General features: G+C 44.3%; 13 protein-coding genes. 6 read left to right on the top strand and 7 right to left on the bottom strand.

Annotated elements, in window-relative coordinates; translation table 11 throughout:
* Positions 1 to 147 precede the first annotated feature (147 nt).
* A complete protein-coding gene (locus I5M27_RS06800; protein ID WP_200505448.1) occupies positions 148 to 561 on the top strand; it encodes a hypothetical protein in 414 nt (137 codons plus the stop codon).
* A 242-nt stretch (positions 562 to 803) separates the two neighbouring features.
* Here the strand turns inward: I5M27_RS06800 and I5M27_RS06795 are convergent, their stop codons facing one another.
* The 3 genes from I5M27_RS06795 to I5M27_RS06785 all read right to left on the bottom strand — a co-directional run bounded on the left by I5M27_RS06795 (position 804) and on the right by I5M27_RS06785 (position 3,027).
* On the bottom strand, positions 804 to 1,913 hold the full coding sequence (locus I5M27_RS06795) for an alkene reductase (RefSeq protein ID WP_200505447.1): 1,110 nt from the start codon (positions 1,911 to 1,913) through the stop codon (positions 804 to 806).
* Positions 1,914 to 1,978: 65 nt separating this feature from the next.
* Complete coding sequence (locus I5M27_RS06790) at positions 1,979 to 2,428, bottom strand: MarR family winged helix-turn-helix transcriptional regulator (RefSeq protein WP_200505446.1); 450 nt, start codon at positions 2,426 to 2,428, stop codon at positions 1,979 to 1,981.
* A 224-nt stretch (positions 2,429 to 2,652) separates the two neighbouring features.
* Positions 2,653 to 3,027, bottom strand: coding sequence for an endonuclease domain-containing protein (locus I5M27_RS06785; RefSeq protein ID WP_200505445.1), 375 nt, complete (start codon positions 3,025 to 3,027; stop codon positions 2,653 to 2,655).
* Positions 3,028 to 3,457: 430 nt separating this feature from the next.
* Here I5M27_RS06785 and I5M27_RS06780 point away from each other — a divergent pair, with 430 nt between their 5' ends.
* The gene (locus tag I5M27_RS06780) at positions 3,458 to 5,335 is read left to right on the top strand and encodes a P-loop NTPase fold protein (RefSeq protein ID WP_200505444.1); all 1,878 of its coding nucleotides are present in this window, start codon (positions 3,458 to 3,460) and stop codon (positions 5,333 to 5,335) included.
* Positions 5,336 to 5,436: 101 nt separating this feature from the next.
* Positions 5,437 to 8,844 carry a methylmalonyl-CoA mutase family protein gene (locus I5M27_RS06775; protein WP_200505443.1) on the top strand — a complete coding sequence of 1,136 codons (3,408 nt, stop codon included), beginning with the start codon at positions 5,437 to 5,439 and terminating at the stop codon, positions 8,842 to 8,844.
* 780 nt (positions 8,845 to 9,624) lie between these two features.
* Here the strand turns inward: I5M27_RS06775 and I5M27_RS06770 are convergent.
* The 4 genes from I5M27_RS06770 to I5M27_RS06755 all read right to left on the bottom strand — a co-directional run bounded on the left by I5M27_RS06770 (position 9,625) and on the right by I5M27_RS06755 (position 12,614).
* Positions 9,625 to 10,122 carry a DUF421 domain-containing protein gene (locus I5M27_RS06770; protein ID WP_200505442.1) on the bottom strand — a complete coding sequence of 166 codons (498 nt, stop codon included), beginning with the start codon at positions 10,120 to 10,122 and terminating at the stop codon, positions 9,625 to 9,627.
* Positions 10,123 to 10,396: 274 nt separating this feature from the next.
* Positions 10,397 to 10,807 carry a nucleoside diphosphate kinase regulator gene (gene rnk / locus I5M27_RS06765; protein ID WP_200505441.1) on the bottom strand — a complete coding sequence of 137 codons (411 nt, stop codon included), beginning with the start codon at positions 10,805 to 10,807 and terminating at the stop codon, positions 10,397 to 10,399.
* 1 nt (position 10,808) lies between these two features.
* Positions 10,809 to 12,353, bottom strand: a complete 1,545-nt coding sequence (locus I5M27_RS06760; RefSeq protein WP_234462433.1) for an FMN-binding glutamate synthase family protein — start codon at positions 12,351 to 12,353, stop codon at positions 10,809 to 10,811.
* A 117-nt stretch (positions 12,354 to 12,470) separates the two neighbouring features.
* On the bottom strand, positions 12,471 to 12,614 hold the full coding sequence (locus I5M27_RS06755; protein ID WP_200505440.1) for a hypothetical protein: 144 nt from the start codon (positions 12,612 to 12,614) through the stop codon (positions 12,471 to 12,473).
* A 425-nt stretch (positions 12,615 to 13,039) separates the two neighbouring features.
* Here I5M27_RS06755 and I5M27_RS18705 point away from each other — a divergent pair, with 425 nt between their 5' ends.
* From I5M27_RS18705 to I5M27_RS06745, 3 genes are all read left to right on the top strand, one after another.
* Positions 13,040 to 13,168: a hypothetical protein gene (locus tag I5M27_RS18705; protein ID WP_262896444.1), complete on the top strand. Its 129-nt coding sequence runs from the start codon at positions 13,040 to 13,042 to the stop codon at positions 13,166 to 13,168.
* Positions 13,169 to 13,319: 151 nt separating this feature from the next.
* A complete protein-coding gene (locus I5M27_RS06750) occupies positions 13,320 to 13,934 on the top strand; it encodes an FKBP-type peptidyl-prolyl cis-trans isomerase (protein WP_200505439.1) in 615 nt (204 codons plus the stop codon).
* Positions 13,935 to 14,215: 281 nt separating this feature from the next.
* A complete protein-coding gene (locus I5M27_RS06745) occupies positions 14,216 to 16,150 on the top strand; it encodes a KUP/HAK/KT family potassium transporter (RefSeq protein ID WP_200505438.1) in 1,935 nt (644 codons plus the stop codon).
* Positions 16,151 to 16,222 lie beyond the last annotated feature (72 nt).

Genomic DNA, 16,222 nt, shown 5'->3' with positions numbered 1-16,222 from the left:
TTACCGGCACTCCTGATTTGGTGACCTTATGCTTAAACCGCATAAATTTTACAGAGTCAGGTGCTCAGCAGGAAATCTAAAACGCTATGCATTTCAGGCTAAAAACTAAAATGCCGGATTTCGGTAAAAAGCATAAACGCTTTACTTATGATCCTGGAAGAAGATTCTTTAATGCATTTTCGGTACGACACCATTACGCATATTTTATCAACCACCTGGCCGGACCTGACCCACACACCCATGCCGGAAATTGAGGATACGTTGGAGAAACTTGCCAGCAACATTCAATACTATGATGTTCGGTACATGTTGGCCGATCACCGGACCGGTTATGCCATTCTGGGTGAAGATAAATACAAAAAGCTGATCGAAAATTATCACCGGCGCCTGGCAGAAACCAACCTGGAAAAAGTTGCCCGTATCCTCCCGGAAGAGCCCGCCTGGGAATACCTGATTGCCAATAACACGAAGAAATTACAAAAAAAGCTACGCCTCAAATTCAAGATCCGTTTTTTCAACCACAAGACCGACGCGATGGCCTGGCTGCAAGAGGCAAAATAAAACCTAGCCCTGGCCCGGACCTCCTCACCCAACTCCCTCCTACATCAATATTACCAGCGTCCAAAGCGGGTACTGCTGGTCACAGGTTTTCAAAAGCAGGATTTATAAGAAAACCGAGGAAAACGGTATGCTTTCAGCCTCAAAAAGTTAAAGTGAAGCCGCAAAGAAAAATGCCCTTCTCTCTGAGGAAAGAAGGGCATTTTAGTTGAAATTAGGAACGTCAGGATTGCAAGCGAAAAGGCTTACTTCTCCACTTCAACCTCAGCCAAAGTCGGATAATCGATATATCCTTTCTCGCCGCCAGTATAGAAAGTTGCTGTATCAGGCTGGTTAAGTTCTGCGTTTTGCGCAAAGCGTTCGACCAGGTCCGGGTTGGCAATAAACGGCACCCCGAAGGCCACCAGATCTGCCAAACCATCTGCAATCACTTTGTTTCCTGTTTCCTGGTTAAAGCCTTTGTTGATGATAAGTGTGCCATGATAAAGCGGACGGAAATGTTTGGCGATTTCTGTCACGGCAAAAGGCACATCAGCTACCGGCGTAAAAGGCTCCGACAAATGCAGGTAAGCCAGGTTATAATCGTTCAGGCGCTTTACAATGTATTCGAAGGTCGGGATGGTTTCTTCGTCTACAGTAATGCCGAAAAGGCCGTGCAGCGATGGGTTCAGGCGCAAGCCTACCCGGTTCAGGTCAATCACTTCTTCTACGGCATCCAGCACTTCAAACAAAAGGCGGGCGCGGTTCTCGATCGAGCCGCCGTAGGCATCGGTGCGCTGGTTCGAGCATTTGCTGAAGAACTGGTGAAATAAGTAACCGTTGGAAGAATGGATCTCGATGCCATCGAATCCGGCTTTTACAGCGTTGGCAGCAGCGTTTTTAAAATCCTGCACAATGGCTTTAATTTCATCAATTTCCAGGGCGCGCGGCGTAACGGTTTCTTTCAGGCCTTCCGGCGTAAACACTTTATCGTGCGGGTTAATCGCCGAAGGACCAACCGGCAATTCTCCATTGTGAAAATCAGGATGCGAAACCCGGCCTACGTGCCACAGCTGCGCAAATATTTTTCCGTCTTTGGCGTGAACGGCTTTAGTAACCGTTTTCCAGCCGGCAACCTGGGCTTCGGAATAAATACCGGGCGTAAAAATATAACCAACTGCTTGCTTACTGATCTGGGTGCCTTCGGTAATGAGCAGGCCGGCGCTGGCGCGATGGGCATAATATTCCGCTTGTAATTCACCGGCGGCAGTTTCCGGATTATTGGCCCGGCTGCGCGTCATAGGCGCCATTACCAGGCGGTTCTTCAGCGTGATCGGTCCTAACTTATAAGGTTCTAATAAAGGTTGCTTTTCCATTTTTCTATTTCAATTTTTAATGTATTTACATTAGTTGTATATACAACTTTTAAGGCAAAAAAATATCAGTCTCTCAGTTTATCCAGCAGGTTTCCTAAAAGAGTCGCTTCTTCTATGGTTAAGTTGCTGTATTTGTCCTGAATATGTTCGGAGATCGCGTTGGTTTTTTCCAATAGTTTCAGGCCGGCCTCCGTGATCACGATATCTACCTGGCGGCGGTTTTCGGCACACTGGCAACGGTTCACCAAGCCCTTTTGCATCAGCTTATCTACCAGGCGCGTGGCGTTGCTTTCGCGGTCCAACATCCGTTCCTGAATCAGGCCCAGGGTACACGGGTTCGGAAATTGCCCTTTTAAAATGCTGAGCACGTTGTGCTGCTGCAACGACAGGTCGAACTTCCGCAACTGGCTGGCCAGATCTTTCTGGATCCAGTTACCCGTGAACATAATGTTTACCATCATCCGGTGATACGGCGTTTTAAAACTCTTCTGCTTGATCTCGTCTTCCAGTTTCATAAGCTATTGCAAGGCAAAAGTAAAACTAATATTTGTATATACAACTGTTGTGCCTACAAGGTTTCAGTTTCTCGCCTTATTTATTACGGAAGGGTTTTGTAACAAACGAAGAAAAACGCTAGGGTTTAAGCCTCAAAAAGTCAAAAAAAAACAGGGAAGTTAATTGCCTGCAGGGAAGAAAAAGCTCCCCTCCTTTCAAAGGAGGGGTTAGGGGGTGGTTGTTTTCATTTCCCAAAAGCATTCCTGATCTCCTGCAACACCCCATCCAGATTTTCAAAAACCTCCTTATTCTCAAACCTTAAAACCCGAATTCCATAACCATTAAGAAATTCAGTCCTTACCAGATCTGCTTCAAAACCTGCGTCAGAAAAATGGTGCTTACCATCCAGTTCCACCGCAAGCTTTTCTGCCGGACAATAAAAATCCAGGATATAATTTCCAAAACTGTGCTGCCGCCGAAACTTCCTTCCATCCAGCTGACCGCGCTGTAAAGCTTTCCAAAGGGCAGCTTCTGCCGGCGTTAAATTATTGCGCGGTTCTTTTCTCAGTACTTTCAGGTGCAGCTGGTTGGCTAGTTTATCGTCTTTCCGGATTGGCATATTTCTGAATAAAAGCAATTAGCAAATAAAGTCTGTAGGTTGAGAAATGGCTCACACCGGCAGCGCAGGAAATTACGTCCTGTTTGCCGCAAATGTTCAGCCCCATGAATACAACCACCCCCAACCCCTCCTTTGAAAGGCGGGGAGCTGCTGCCTGCTAAATTTTAACTTTAAATGTAATAGCAAACGAAGCAAAACGCTATGCTTTAAGCCCCATAAAGTCAAAAAGAAGCAGGGAAAAAAAAATGCTCCCCTCCTGGTCAGGAGGGGCTGGGGGTGGTTGCGCTACAAGGCCGGGGTTTTGCCAACAACAGTAATTAGTTTCCAGCCTTTGAAAACTTTGTTAATTGAAACACTAGGTAAACAAAAATTACTTTATATTTAGGCTTTTGAATATTTAAAAAATGTTTCTCAATTAAACTAGTTTCAAATGTCAACTATACATTCTCATTTAGATGAAGCAGTGAAACGATATTTAGTTTCAGAAACAAATTATGCATTATTAATAACTGGTAACTGGGGATCAGGTAAGACTTATTATTACAATAACAATTTATTAGAAATAATAAGTACAACTGACATTTTTGGAAATGAGGATAAAAAATACATTCCGATTAAAGTTTCTTTATTTGGGAAGAAAAATATATCGGAAATCACAGAAGATATTTACACTCAACTTTATCCTTTATTAGAAAGTAATGTGGCTAAAAAGGGTGGCAAATTGTTAATGAATGCAGCTATAGGATATATCAAAAATAAAACTGAAGTAGATTTAAAGGATTACCTTCCAGAAGATTTCATTACGTTAAGAAAAAAAATACAATATCAACAAATAGTAATCTGTTTTGATGATTTAGAAAGAGTAAGCAAAGAATTTAAATATGAAGAAATAATAGGTTATATAAATTCATTAGTTGAAAATGACTCTACAAAAGTTATTATCATTGCTAATGAGAATATAATCAATAAGAAAAAATATAATATAATTAAAGAAAAAACAATTGGTTTAACTGTTGAATTTACACAAACGATAAATGATGTTTTCGATAGCATAGTCTATGAAAGATATGCTGCTTTTAATATTCCTTTTCATAATTACTTAATTGAGGAAAAGGAATTTATTATTAATTTATTAAAGAACGCAGACGAAAACCTTCGAAATATAATTTTTACATTAGACATTCTTTCTAATGTTTATGATAAGTGTTTTAAAGTAAACTATCAAATTACTCGTGACCAATTTTCATCTATACTTTTGTTTGTGATATCCACATCTATAGAATTTCGAAAAAGAGTAATTACGAAAGATGACAAAGAACAATTATCAATAAAGTCAAGTTTTAGTTTAGGAGAATTAAATTGGTTAAACTCTCCTAATGGAGGGACAAAACCTGTAGAAAAAAAGGAAGGCCGAACTTCAGAAATTAAAGAAGTTCTTAATCTAATAAAGGATAAATATTACAAACCGTCCTTTAACTATATCTTCTTTCCGCATATTTTCGATTTTATTACCCTTTCTATTTTTTTAAATGAAAATCTCTTAAAAGAAGATTTAGAAAAATCCTTTCCAAAGGAAGAAGAACTACCAGATTATTATAAAATCTATTTAAGTCTTGAGGATAAAAATTTAGGCTTACTAAATTCAAAAGAATATAGGTCTAAAACTTCTGAACTAATAAAATTTGCAAGCCAAGGAAAATTTAAAATTTTTGAAATTTTTAATATTTTTAATTTCGCACTTAGATTTAATAATCCCTTAAAATTTAAGGTAGATAAGCTTGTTGAATCCCTAATCAAGGGAATGAGATTGAATAAAGAAAATGAATATTCAGATGTCCTTCAATATGAGTTTAACTTTCATCCAGATAATCCCAATTTTATCCATTTAAATAAGCTAGCAACTACTGCGATAGAAATAAATGAATCCTTATATAAAGAGGAAAATGACCGAAAAGCAAAACAGGTAATAAAACTAATGTATTCAGATTTGCCTAAATTTGGAACAGAAATAGGTAATTCAAATTTTGCAAATTATTATTTACCAATTTTTAATAATGTATCAGCTAAAAAGTTCTTTAAATTAATAAAAGAATGTAATTATGATTCATTAAAAATCATTTTAAATATATTTAAAGGTCGGTATAGAAATATCTCAGAGATTCAAAGATATAAAAGTGAAAAAGACTTTTTCATAACTTTACATACTTTACTACAAAAATTTATAGAGAAGAATGGTCAAAATTCACCTTCGAAATTTATGATAAATAGAATTCTAATTGAAGTTACACAGATTTGCAATACCTTATAACTCCTTTTTTATTGTTCTAGCCCAATTTCCCTCTCCCCTGCACATTTCCTAGATTTTCCGTACCTTCGCGGCAGTTTCTATCTTAACCAGAATACCGCTGTATGCACGCCACCAAAATAGAACCGTATAAACCCGTAAATCACATCCGCATTGTTACCGCCGCTTCCCTTTTCGACGGCCACGATGCGAGTATCAATATTATGCGCCGCATCATCCAGGCCTCCGGTGCGGAAGTAATTCACCTCGGCCACAACCGCTCCGTGCAGGAGATCGTGGATTGCGCCATCCAGGAAGATGCCCAGGCCATTGCGCTTACCTCCTACCAGGGCGGCCACGTGGAGTACCTTAAATATATGTACGACCTGCTGAAGGAGAAAAAATCGGGCCATATCCGGATCTTTGCCGGCGGCGGCGGCGTAATTCTGCCCACCGAAATTAAAGAACTGGAAGGCTACGGCGTAACCCGCATTTACTCTCCCGACGACGGACGCGCAATGGGTTTGCAGGGTATGATCAACGATATGCTGCACCGCTGCGATTTCCCGACCGGCGAAAACCTGAACGGCGAAGTAAAGCAACTCAAAAACAAAGACGTTAAAGCCATTGCCCGCTTAATTTCGGCCGCCGAAAACTTCCCGGAAGAATACGCCAAGATCAAGCACGACCTTATTAAACAGAACGAAGAGATCGAAGCCAAGAATGGCCGCCCTGTTACGCCGGTTTTAGGCATAACCGGAACCGGTGGCGCCGGTAAATCTTCTTTGGTAGATGAATTGGTTCGTCGTTTCCTCATCGATTTCCCGACCAAAACCATTGCCATTATTTCCGTAGACCCTTCGAAACGCAAAACCGGCGGCGCGTTATTAGGCGACCGTATCCGGATGAATGCGATCTCGAACGAGCGTGTTTATATGCGTTCCCTGGCCACCCGCCAGAGCAACCTGGCTTTGAGCAAATACGTGCAGGACGCCGTAGACATCGTAAAAGCCGCCCACTTCGACCTGATAATCCTGGAAACTTCCGGTATTGGCCAGTCCGACACCGAAATTATCGAGCATTCCGATGCCAGCCTGTACGTAATGACACCGGAATACGGTGCGGCCACGCAGCTGGAAAAGATCGATATGCTGGATTTTGCCGACATCATTGCCCTGAACAAATTCGACAAGCGCGGCGCCCTCGATGCGATCCGCGACGTGAAGAAACAATACAAGCGCAACCACCAGCTCTGGGACACCAACGACGACGATATTCCGGTTTTCGGAACCATCGCCTCGCAGTTCAACGACCCGGGAATGAACCGTTTGTACAAAGCCGTAATGTTGCGCATCTCCGAAAAAACCGGGGTAGAATTTGCTTCGCATTTAACCACCACCGGCGAAATGAGCGAGAAAGTTTACATCATTCCGCCGAGCCGCACGCGTTACTTATCCGAAATTTCGGAGAACAACCGCAACTACGATAAGTGGGTGAAAGACCAGGCTGAAGTAGCGCAGAAACTGTTCGGCCTGCGCAAATCAGTAGAAACCATTTCCGGTATGGACGTGGAAGACAAAGACCGCCTGGTAAAACAGCTGGAATACGCCTACGAAGAAACTGCGCTGAAACTGGACGGCCAGAACAAAAAATTATTAGATAACTGGGAAGCGAAACGCAAGTCTTACAAAGATGAATTCTTCGTTTTCAAGGTGCGCGATAAGGAACTGAAAGTTGCCACCCACACCGAAAGTTTATCGCATTTACAGATCCCGAAAGTAGTAACGCCAAGCTACCAGGCCTGGGGCGATATCCTGAAATGGAGCCTGCAGGAAAACGTACCGGGCGAATTCCCTTACACCGCCGGCGTATTCCCGTTCAAGCGCGAAGGCGAAGATCCAACGCGTATGTTTGCTGGTGAAGGCGGACCGGAACGTACCAACCGTCGTTTCCACTACGTGTCTTTAGGAATGCCAGCCAAACGCCTTTCCACGGCTTTCGACTCGGTAACGCTTTACGGCGAAGACCCGGATCACCGTCCGGATATTTATGGTAAAATTGGTAACTCCGGCGTGAGCGTTTGGAGCTTAGATGCCGCTAAAAAACTGTACTCCGGCTTTAACTTAGCCGATCCGAAAACCTCGGTTTCGATGACCATCAACGGTCCGGCGGCTATCTTAACGGCTTTCTTTATGAACGCCGCCATCGATCAGCAGTGCGAACTTTACATTAAAGAAAACGGCCTGGAAGCGGAAGTTAACGCCAAGATCGAAGCAATTTATAAAGCAAAAGGTCAGGCGCGGCCAACCTACCAGGGCGAACTTCCGGAAGGCAACAACGGCTTAGGCTTAATGCTTTTAGGCGTAACCGGCGACCAGGTTTTACCGGCCGATGTTTACGCTTCTATAAAAGAACGCACCCTGGCTTCCGTTCGCGGAACCGTACAAGCCGATATCCTGAAAGAAGACCAGGCGCAAAATACCTGTATCTTCAGCACCGAATTCTCCCTGCGTTTAATGGGTGACGTGCAGCAGTATTTCATCGACCACAACGTCCGTAATTTCTATTCGGTATCTATTTCCGGTTACCACATTGCAGAAGCCGGCGCCAACCCAATTTCGCAGTTAGCGTTCACGCTGGCCAACGGTTTCACCTTCGTGGAATACTACGTGAGCCGCGGTATGGATATCAACGCGTTCGCCCCAAACCTGAGCTTCTTCTTCTCCAACGGCATCGATCCGGAATACGCGGTAATTGGTCGTGTGGCGCGCAGAATCTGGGCGAAAGCGATGAAGCTGAAATATGGTGCCAATTCGCGTTCGCAAATGCTGAAGTACCACATCCAGACGTCCGGCCGTTCGCTGCACGCCCAGGAGATCGACTTCAACGACATCCGCACTACGCTCCAAGCCCTTTACGCGATCTACGACAACTGTAATTCCCTGCACACCAACGCCTACGACGAAGCGATCACCACGCCAACCGAAGGTTCCGTTCGTCGTGCTATGGCCATCCAGCTGATCATTAACCGCGAATTAGGTTTAGCCAAAAACGAAAACCCGCTGCAAGGCTCTTTCATTATCGAAGAATTGACCGACCTGGTAGAAGAAGCGGTATTGCAGGAGTTCGACCGGATCACAGAACGCGGCGGCGTATTAGGTGCAATGGAAACGATGTATCAGCGCGGCAAGATCCAGGAAGAAAGTTTATATTACGAAACCCTGAAACACACTGGTGAATACCCGATCATCGGCGTAAACACCTTCTTAAGCAGCCAGGGCTCTCCTACCATTATTCCTTCTGAAGTTATCCGCGCAACCGAAGAAGAAAAGCAATTCCAGATCTCCGAAATGCAGAAACAGCATAAACGGAACGAAGATAAAATTCCAGGCTTATTGAAAGCATTACAGGAACGCGCTATCAAAAACGAAAACATTTTTGACGAACTGATGGAAGTTGCGAAATACTGTACCTTGGGTCAGATCACAAATGCGTTGTTCGAAGTTGGCGGGCAGTACCGTCGGAATATGTAAGATTCGATTGTTCGGATTTTCGATATTCGATTGTTCGATTTATAAAAAAGGGAAGCTGGTTTTAGCTTCCCTTTTTTGTTTTTATTAGTTTGGAAAAGGTAGGGTTTTAAGCTGAAAAGTCAGGTTTATAGATTGCTATAATTTATTGCGTCATTCTGAGCCTGTCGAAGAAACTAACTGGTACTACCATGGAATTTGAGCGTAGTAAAAAATTCCTTGCCATACCACCTAGTCAAACCTCGTGCGTATTCGGTACGAGTTAGATCCCTCAACTTCGTTCGGGATGACTCAATACTTTGGTGATGCTAAAATTCGCTGGTGCGAGCCTCCGGCTCGTATCCTTTTTTGATTTAAGCTATTAAAAAGATACGAGCCGGAGGCTCGCACCAGCAAACTTATTGCTAAGTAGTTTACCAATTACTCACCATTAAAAACGCTATGCTTTTCTGGTATAAAACCCGAACCAGCAAACGAAAAAAATCAACAACCATGTCGCAAGTTTAGGCGCAGCCATAACTCGTGACGATCATTTTTTAGCAAGTTTGTAACTGGCAGAAGCATTGCGATTTTATTATTGCGACTTTTTCTTTACAAAAACCTACCGTATTTATAGCGGGCCTTGTTGTTTGCCTTGCAGGCAAGGTAAGTTACAAACTGACCAAATATTAAACCCAAAAGTTACGCTGCGTTAAACTTGCGGGATGAAAACGGATAAAAAAAAACGGTAGGGTTTTCAGTTTAAAACCCTACCGTTTTCCGGTTTCAAATTAAAAAAATGCGTTACTTTTTATCCTTAGTAATGACGCTGATCGTACCGTCGCTTTCTATGAAGGCTTTTTTCACTTCCTGAATATCTTCCACGCCCTCTTTGCGGAGTTGCTCATAAAGTTCATCCTGGGTCAGGAATTCGCGGCGCATGTTGCGGCGCAGCATTTTGCCGTCTTTTACGATCTGGATGGCTTTGGATTCGACCAGCCGGGCAATGAATTTGGAATGATAACTAAGCCGGTTCACCAGGTTATTCATACCCATGAGTGTAGCAATTACAATAAACGCTTCGGTTATAGAAGAATATTCGCCGAACGCGTGGGTGGCAGCTTCCGCAATTAAAAGCACAAAAACCAGATCCATGAATTCCAGTTCGCCGCCGGTGCGCCGGGGCAAAACCCGGAACAGGAGCAGGATTCCCAGGTATAAGATCACGCCCCGGACGATGAGCTCACTAACCGATGCTTCAATAACAAAAAGGCTGGCAAGATCTAACCTGAAAATTTCCATAAACGCATCTGTAAAAAATGAAACCGCATCCGAAAGAAAATTACCCGTATTAATAAGTACCCTTTAAAGGCGGAACGGCACCTGAAGTGCCGCCCGATTTTGTTTCTGCTGAATGCCTTTACTAGCTTTCTTTTTATAAAGTTACCGGAAACGCTATGGTTTAGGGGTATAAAACCCGCCTGAGTAAGCGGAAAAGATCAATGAATTTCCAGAAATGGAAACGAAGCGAAGTTTTGCCCGGCCGTTTGACCGGGCGCCGTTGAAGATACACTTTTTACAAATGGAAATCGCCGGCGGCTTCGGGTTGATAAATTACTTTCTCGATCACGTAGCTAATGGTGGTGCCGGTAGGAACCGGAAGTTCTACCACATCGCCTTCTTTGCAGCCTAAAATGGCAATACCTACCGGGGCCAGGATAGACACTTTTCGTTCGTTAATATTTACATCCTGGGGGTAAACCAGCGTAATTTCAAACTCTTTCTTGCTTTTCAGTTCACGCAGCCGCACTTTGGAGTTCATGGTTACCACGCATTCCAGAATGTCTTCCGGCTTAACCTGTTTGGCGCGTTTTAATTCAATTCCCAACTGGGCAGCATATTTACTGTTGCCGTTGTTGCCACGCTGGATCTGCACCATTTCGTGCAGGCGCTGGTGGTCTTTTTGGGTTACATATATATTGTTCATATTAATTAGGAATTAAGTTATGGCCTTTCGTTAAACTGTTGCCGCTCTGATTAAAATAGATCTGATCGAAGCTCAGGTTTTTGCCCTGCTCCACTCTGCGGAAGATCTTATCAGGTTTAATATCGTTCAGTGAGGCAAACCCACAGGCTTCCATTACTTCTATGGTAGCTTTTATGGTATTGCGGTGGAAGTTTGCAACCCGCACTTTTTTATCCGACACATCGAGGCCTTTGTACAAACTCTTCTCCTGCGTGGCAATACCAACCGGGCATTTTCCGGAATCGCATTGCAGGGCCTGGATACAACCCAGCGAGAACATAAATCCGCGGGCGCTGTAGCACATATCGGCTCCTAAAGAAACCGCTTTTATAATATCGATACCGGTAATAATCTTGCCGGCGGCCATCAGTTTAATTTCATTCCGAAGACCATAATACTGCAGGCGGTTGTGCACAAACGTGAGCGCATCGTATATCGGCATGCCCAGGCTGTCGGTAAATTCCAGCGGCGCTGCGCCGGTTCCGCCTTCGGCACCGTCTATGGCAATAAAATCGGGGAACAGGTTATTATGCTTCATTTCCATACAAAGCATTTCAAACTCATCTTTATTACCTAAACAAAGTTTAATGCCAATGGGTTTTCCTTCCGATAAAACGCGCAGCTTCTCAATGAAAAGTAAGAGCGTGAACTGATCCGAAAAAGCGCTGTGCGACGGCGGCGATGCAACCGTAGTATGCGGCTCAACTTTCCGGATAGCGGCAATTTCAGGCGTGTTTTTAGCGGCCGGCAGAATACCGCCGTGCCCCGGCTTAGCGCCCTGGCTCAGCTTGATCTCCACCATTTTAATGTTCGGGTGGGCCACCTGTTCCTGGAAAAGTTTTTCGTCGAAATTACCGTCTTTGTTCCGGCAGCCGAAATAACCCGTACCAATTTGCCAGATCAGGTCGCCGCCTTCTTCTATATGGAACGGGCTGATGCCGCCTTCGCCGGTGTTGTGGGCAAAGTTATCGAGCCGCGCACCGCCGTTTAAGGCCATCACGGCGGTTTTGCTCAGCGAGCCATAGCTCATAGCCGAAATATTCAGGATGCTGGCGTTGTAAGGTTGTTTACAGCGGCTGCTGCCTACGTTCACGCGGAGGTCTTCCAGTTTAATATGGGCAGGAAACATGGCATGGGCGATCCATTCGTAGCCAATCTCCTGGCTGTTGCTTTGCATGCCGAAAGGCACGGTTTGCTTTACGTTCTTGGCCCGCTGGTACACAATGCTGCGTTGCCGGCGGCTGAAAGGTTTCCCGTCCAGGTCGGATTCAAAAAAATACTGACGCATTTCCGGGCGGATGCTTTCAAAAAAGTAACGCAGGTAACCCAGAAGCGGATAATTCCGGAGAATGGCGTGTTTCTTCTGAAAAAGGTTTTGTACCAGAACCAGGTTTAGCGGCACCAACAAAACCAGCAGCCACAGCAAGGCCGGGTTAGAAAGTGAAAACGCGATAACCGCAGCGTAAGCTGCCGCAAATGCCAAAGCAAGCATTCGCCGAATGCTCATGTTCATGACCATTGGAAATAAAAAGAAAATTGGTTAAAGAAATAAACGTTAGAAAGAACGAAAGGTCCTTCAGGGTTTGGGAAAGGCAGTTTTTTTGGCCGGAATGGAACTTCCGACCTACTTATTAAAGTCTTTTTGCGCCGTATAGAACGGCAGGCAATAACCATTCAGCATATCGCTCTGCGATACGTGGTGCGATGAAGCCACAAAACCAGTAAATTGGTTTGCTTCATAAGACCAGATGTTTGTGAATGGGTTCATAATTTAACTTGTTGCAAATATTGGCAATCTATGCTGATAAAAAAAATGAATAGACTTTTTAAACGTTGTTTTCGCGCAGCAATTTCGCAACTACTTTTTGCCCTTAAAACGATAAACACGACTTTTTAGTATAAAAAGGATACCATTTTTTACTATGAAAATAAAGCAGCCGGACGTAAAATAAAAACCCGTTTGCCCGCTTAACTTTATAACTTGTTTAAAATTACTGTTTTACCGGAAAAATACATGCTCCAATAAACTTATATTCATTCCTACGGGGCAAATAAAGTTGAATTTCCTGGCCCAACTAACAATTTTTCAACGTTAGCATTTGATAATGATTTATTTACCCTTAACGGAAAACATAAAACCGTTTAATGCGTTATGTTGGTAACCGCAAATCATAACAGAAAGATCCTGCTCCGATGAAAAAATTTACCGCCATTTCGTCTTTGTTCGTGCTAGGCACCGTTGGTTTATTAGTTACTGCCTGGTTAAACCCGGTAGATATAGAACTGAATTTCTCCGACGAAGAATACTATCTTTATCTCTAAGCTTAATTGCTGCCTTTAAAATATAGAAAAGCAACCCGCATCGGTTGCTTTTTTGTTGTCCTACCCTACCGTTTTCGGCTGATTCTGAGTTAAAAATTAGGCAATGCCAATTGCAGCATTTACTTTTGCAACGAACATTTGACAAAAGACATTGAACACGCTAAAAGAAAAGATCAGCTACATTATTGGCCGCGACATGGCGAGTAATTTCAGCAAGCAAGGCATTGAAATAGAAGCAGATGCGTTACTTTCTGGTTTGAAAGATGCCATGGCCGGTAAACCTTCGGCATTAAGCGCTGAAGAAACCCAGCAAACCATGATGCAGCTGCAACAGGAAATGGAGCAGAAGTTCCAGGAAAAAGCCGGCAAAGCAGGTGAAAACAACAAAAAAGAAGGCCAGGAATTTTTAGCTGCCAACAAAAACAAAGCTGGCGTACACACGCTGCCAAGCGGCATGCAATACGAGATCCTGAACGAAGGAACCGGCAAAACACCTTCCCGCACCGATAACGTAACCACCCACTACAAAGGTACTTTAATAGACGGCACCGTTTTCGATAGTTCTTACGAGCGCGGCCAACCGGCTACTTTCCCGGTAAACGGCGTAATTGCCGGCTGGACCCAGGCTTTAATGATGATGAAGGAAGGCGCCAAATGGAGACTTTACATTCCGGCTGAGTTAGCTTACGGTGCGCAAGGCGCCGGCGCCGATATCGGGCCGAACGCTACCTTAATTTTCGACGTTGAATTACTGAAAGTAAACTAATTATAAAACCCGTCCGCACCTGTTTTTTCCAGCGGACGGGTTTTTCCTCTTCTTATAAAATGTGCCAGGCTGCAATAAAGCAAAGAATTGCGCCCTACCAAGCATGTTCCCTACCCTACGCTTTATTACCTGAACCCTTCAAAAGCCTTTTTTTAACTGGCTGGTTCGCCGCTGCACTTTTCCGGCCCGAAACCATAGCGTTTTTTATCGCGCGCCCGGGGTTTTATTTTCTTTTATTTCCGAATCCGTTTACCGCTTATATTTGAATAAATTTCTACTGAATGGAAAGCAATCATAACCACAGCCGTGTTTCTACGGCCGGTTTATTAATTTCATTGGGCATTATTTACGGCGATATTGGCACTTCGCCGCTCTACGTAATGAAAGCCATTGTGGGTGATGCGCCGATAAACGAAACGCTGGTTTACGGGGGAATTTCCTGCGTTTTCTGGACCCTGACCCTGCTCACCACCATAAAATACGTAATCCTGACTTTGCAGGCCGATAACAAAGGGGAAGGCGGAATATTAACGCTCTATACCCTGGTGCGGCGCAAAGCCAAATGGCTTACCATCCCGGCTATTATCGGCGGAGCTGCGCTTTTAGCCGATGGCATGATCACGCCGCCCATTTCGGTTTCTTCGGCCGTGGAAGGTTTGCGCATCATCAAGCCCGATATTCCTACCGTACCCATCGTGATCGGGATTCTGATCTTCCTGTTCCTGATGCAGCGGTTCGGTACCCAGATCGTGGGCAAAGCGTTCGGACCGGTTATGTTTATCTGGTTTTTTATGCTGGGGGCGTTGGGTATCATAAACATCCTGCATCACCCTGAAATTCTGAAAGCCCTGAACCCGTATTACGGGTATAATATGCTGGTAAATTATCCGGGCGGCTTTTGGTTACTGGGGGGCGTTTTCCTGTGTACTACCGGGGCCGAAGCGCTTTATACCGACCTGGGGCACTGCGGAAAAGGCAATATCCGGATCAGCTGGATCTACGTAAAGACCTGCCTTGTGCTTAATTATTTTGGTCAGGGAGCCTGGTTAACCCTGCATTTCGGCGAAAAACTGGAGGAGAATCCTTTTTATGGCATCATGCCGGCCTGGTTTTTACCGGTGGGAATTGCCATTGCCACCATTGCGGCCGTTATTGCGAGCCAGGCCTTAATTACCGGTTCGTTTACCCTGATCTCCGAAGCGATACGCCTCAATTTCTGGCCGAAAGTAAAACTGAACTACCCTACCAACGTGAAGGGACAGTTGTTTGTGCCCAGCGTAAACACGCTTTTGCTCTTAGGTTGTATTGGCGTGGTGCTTTATTTCAAGGAATCGGAACACATGGAGGCGGCTTACGGGCTTTCCATTACGCTTACCATGCTCATGACCACCATCATGTTCACGTATTACCTGGTTAAAAAGAAGGTTTCGCGCTTACTGATCGGTTTGTTCGTGGTGGTTTATTTAGGGATCGAGCTTTCGTTCCTGGTGGCCAATTTATTGAAATTCCCGCATGGCGGCTGGGTTTCACTTCTATTGGGAATTTCGCTTATTACGGTTATGTACATCTGGCTCAAAGCCTTCAACATCAAACGCCGCCTTACCGAATATGTACGCCTGAGCAATTACCTGGACAACCTGAAAGCTCTGAGTGCGGACGAAACCGTACCGAAATATTCCACGCACCTGGTTTTCTTAACGAGTTCTTCCAAAGCCAAGGAAATTGAATCGAAGATCATTTATTCCATTTTCCAGAAACGCCCCAAACGCGCCGATATCTACTGGTTTGTGCACGTAGATACTATGGATGAGCCCTATACCATGGAATACAAAGTACACCGCATTGCCGAAAACGACGTGATCCGGATCAATTTCCGTTTAGGATTCCGGGTGGAGCAGCGCATCAATTTGTTTTTCCGGAAAGTGGTGGAAGATATGGTAAAGAACGGCGAAGTAGACATTACTTCCCGCTACGAATCTTTAGGCCGCCAGAACCTGACCGGCGATTTCCGTTTCGTAGTATTGGAGAAATTCCTTTCTTACGAAAACGACCTGCCGTTCAAGGAAAAGATCATCATGCAAACCTATTTCTGGATCAAGCAATTCACCAGCTCCGAAAGCAAATGGTTTGGCCTGGATACCAGCTCCGTGAAAGTAGAAAAAGTGCCGCTCGTAATTAACCCTGTGCAGAAAATAGACCTGGTGCGGGTGAATTAGTGATTAGTGATTAGTGATTAGTGATTAGTGATTAGTGATTAGTGATTAGTGATTAGTGATTAGTGATTAGTG

The sequence above is a fragment of the Adhaeribacter terrigena genome (assembly GCF_016623615.1).
Classification (GTDB): Bacteria; Bacteroidota; Bacteroidia; order Cytophagales; family Hymenobacteraceae; genus Adhaeribacter_A; species Adhaeribacter_A terrigena.
Note: the sequence above shows the minus strand (reverse complement) of the source record. Positions and strands in the feature narration are given on the sequence as shown.